This window comes from Sphingopyxis sp., from assembly GCF_025869345.1.
Taxonomy (GTDB): domain Bacteria; phylum Pseudomonadota; class Alphaproteobacteria; order Sphingomonadales; family Sphingomonadaceae; genus Sphingopyxis.
The window spans coordinates 1-2,247 of record NZ_JAOZVW010000025.1; the positions used below are offsets into that span (position 1 = coordinate 1).

Sequence of the window (2,247 nt, forward strand, 5' to 3'; positions counted from 1 at the left end):
GACTCGCACAAAGGCACAAAGGCACGAAGAAGAGCGGGATTCCCGCTTTCGCGGGAATGACGGGAACGGATTGGTCCAGATCCGGCGCATCCTGCATCAAAATTTCAACTGGCGGCCCGCCCACGCAACCTGCTGTTGCATAAAAGTCGCACGATGATGCCGATTTCGCGCAGGCGGCGCATTTTTCGTTTGTGCGGCGCAGCAAATTCGACGACACATCGGGCACGCGAGATGTGACCGGCCCGAAAAAGAGGCTGGCGGTCGCGCGGCAGGCAGGGACGATCCGACAACCATCAAGGGATCAGTCCATGAAAAACCTCTCCCGCGCATGCCTCGGCATGCTCTTCGCCGTTTCGCTGGCTCCCGCCGCGGCTCACGCTCAGGAAGAAGCGGCCTCCGAACCGATCACGATCACCGGCAGCGTGACCCTGGTTTCCGATTATCGATTCCGCGGTTTCAGCCAGAGCAGCGAAGACCCCGCGATCCAGGGCGGAATCACCGTTACCCATGAGAGCGGGCTTTACGCCGGCACCTGGGCATCGAGCGTCAGTTTTGCGGGCAATACCGAAGTCGATCTCTTTGCCGGCTATAGCAAGGACGTCGGCGGCGTGACGGTCGACGGCGGTCTGCTTTACTATCTTTACCCCCAGCATGGGGGCTCGGGCGCCGATTTCTTCGAACCCTATCTGAACCTGTCGACCGATGTCGGCCCGGTGAACGCCAAGGTCGGCGTCAACTATGCATGGAAGCAGTCGGCGCTTGGCAACACCCAGGATCCGGGCCGTCCGATCGGGGCGAAATCGTCGGCCTTTTATCTGCACGGCGAACTGGTCGCCCAAATTCCCGATACGCCGTTCGCGCTGAACGCCCATGCCGGACAGGCGTGGAGCGATGCGTTCCCCGGCGGCTTCGACGGCAAGGTCTTCGACTGGTCGGTCGGCGCGACCGCCTCCTACAAGATGCTCACTTTCGGCGTCAGCTATGTGAACACCGACGAGCCGAAAGCGCTCGGCTACAAGAGCGCGGTCGGGGCCGACGGGGCGGTGGTCTTTTCGCTCGGCGCGTCTTTCTGACGCCGGACGGGGGCGGTGCCCGGAGGGGCGCCGCCCCCCTCATCCCGGCGCGGCAGCTTCAGGGTTTCGCGGCGGCGGGAGCGGCCAGCGCATCGCGCGCGCCGCGGAATCCCATATATTGTTCGGCGAGCATCCAGTCCTGGCGCGCGAGTTGCGGGTCCGACAGGCTGATCGCCTTCGCCTGGTCGAGCAGGCGCCCCGCTTTCGTCGCCGCGTCGCCGTCCAGCAGCGGATAGCTTTCGGCGAGCGCGCGGATTTCCCAGCCCGCCGGCACATGGCGATAGGTGTCGACATAGGTTTCGCCATTGGCGCGGGTGACCATGATGTCGGCCGAGAAATTGCTGTCGATCGGCGACAGCTTGTCGATCCCCGCGACGAAGCCCGCCGCGATGTCCTTTGCTTCGACCTTGCTCACCTCGGGCAGCAGCGCGACCGTCGCCATCGCCGAGATCGAGGAGGCCTCGGTGCGCAGGCTGTTGTCGGGATAGTCGGCCCAGTTCACGCCGGCTTTCGGCCGCCGCCGCTTCAGCCATTCGACCGCGCGCTCGCGCGCCGCGCGCACTTTCGCGCGGAGTGCCGGGTCGCCGGTCAGCGCCGGGTCGAGCTCGCGCAGCGCGATGACCGCGAAGGCGGTGACATAGGCGGCGGCATTGTCGGGCCGGTTGGCGGCGTCCATCGCGCTCGACCACCAGCCTTCGCCATTCTGCGCCGCGAGCAGCGATTCCACCACCATCGCGGGCGGCGGCCGCTTGACCGCGCCATAGGCCTTGAGCGTCCAGAGCGAGACGATGGTGAAGGGCGCGCCCTCGACGGGCACACAGTGGCAGGGATCGCCGAAGAATTTCGCGACGTCGGCATCGAAGCGCGCGAGTTCGCTCTCGCTGGGCGCGGTTTCGACCGCGATGAGCTGTGCGAGGCCCCAGAAGATCTTGCCGTTGGTCGACCCCTCGGTGTCGCGGAGCGCGCTGTCGACCGCGTTGGCGATCACCGGCGCGGCGGTATCGACCGACCGGTCGAGGCTCGCTTCGACCGCCGCCTTGTCGAAAGTGCCCGCGCTCGCGGCATAATACCAGCCGCCTCCGCCGATGACGGCGACTGCCAGAAGCGCGGCGCCGCCGAGTGCGAGCGGCGAAAAGCGCCGGCGCGGGGCGGGGCGCGCCGTCGCGGCCGGGCG

Annotated in this window: 3 protein-coding genes; 1 reads left to right on the top strand and 2 read right to left on the bottom strand. The window is 66.7% G+C overall.

The annotated features are described in order from the left end of the window. Nucleotides 1-226: hypothetical protein (locus tag OJI97_RS02900; RefSeq protein WP_297660977.1), on the bottom strand; the 226-nt coding region annotated here is incomplete at its 3' end. A gap of 82 nt (nucleotides 227-308) precedes the next feature. Between OJI97_RS02900 and OJI97_RS02905 the strand changes: the two genes are divergently transcribed. Then, complete coding sequence (locus OJI97_RS02905; RefSeq protein WP_297660978.1) at nucleotides 309-1,073, top strand: TorF family putative porin; 765 nt, start codon at nucleotides 309-311, stop codon at nucleotides 1,071-1,073. 58 nt (nucleotides 1,074-1,131) lie between these two features. Here OJI97_RS02905 and OJI97_RS02910 read toward each other — a convergent pair. Continuing rightward, on the bottom strand, nucleotides 1,132-2,247 hold a 1,116-nt coding region (locus OJI97_RS02910), incomplete at its 5' end, for a hypothetical protein (protein ID WP_297660980.1).

Excerpts from the sequence above, each read along its gene's own strand:
- OJI97_RS02905 (WP_297660978.1), top strand. The coding sequence starts at position 309 with ATGAAAAACCTCTCCCGCGCATGCCTCGGCATGCTCTTCGCCGTTTCG.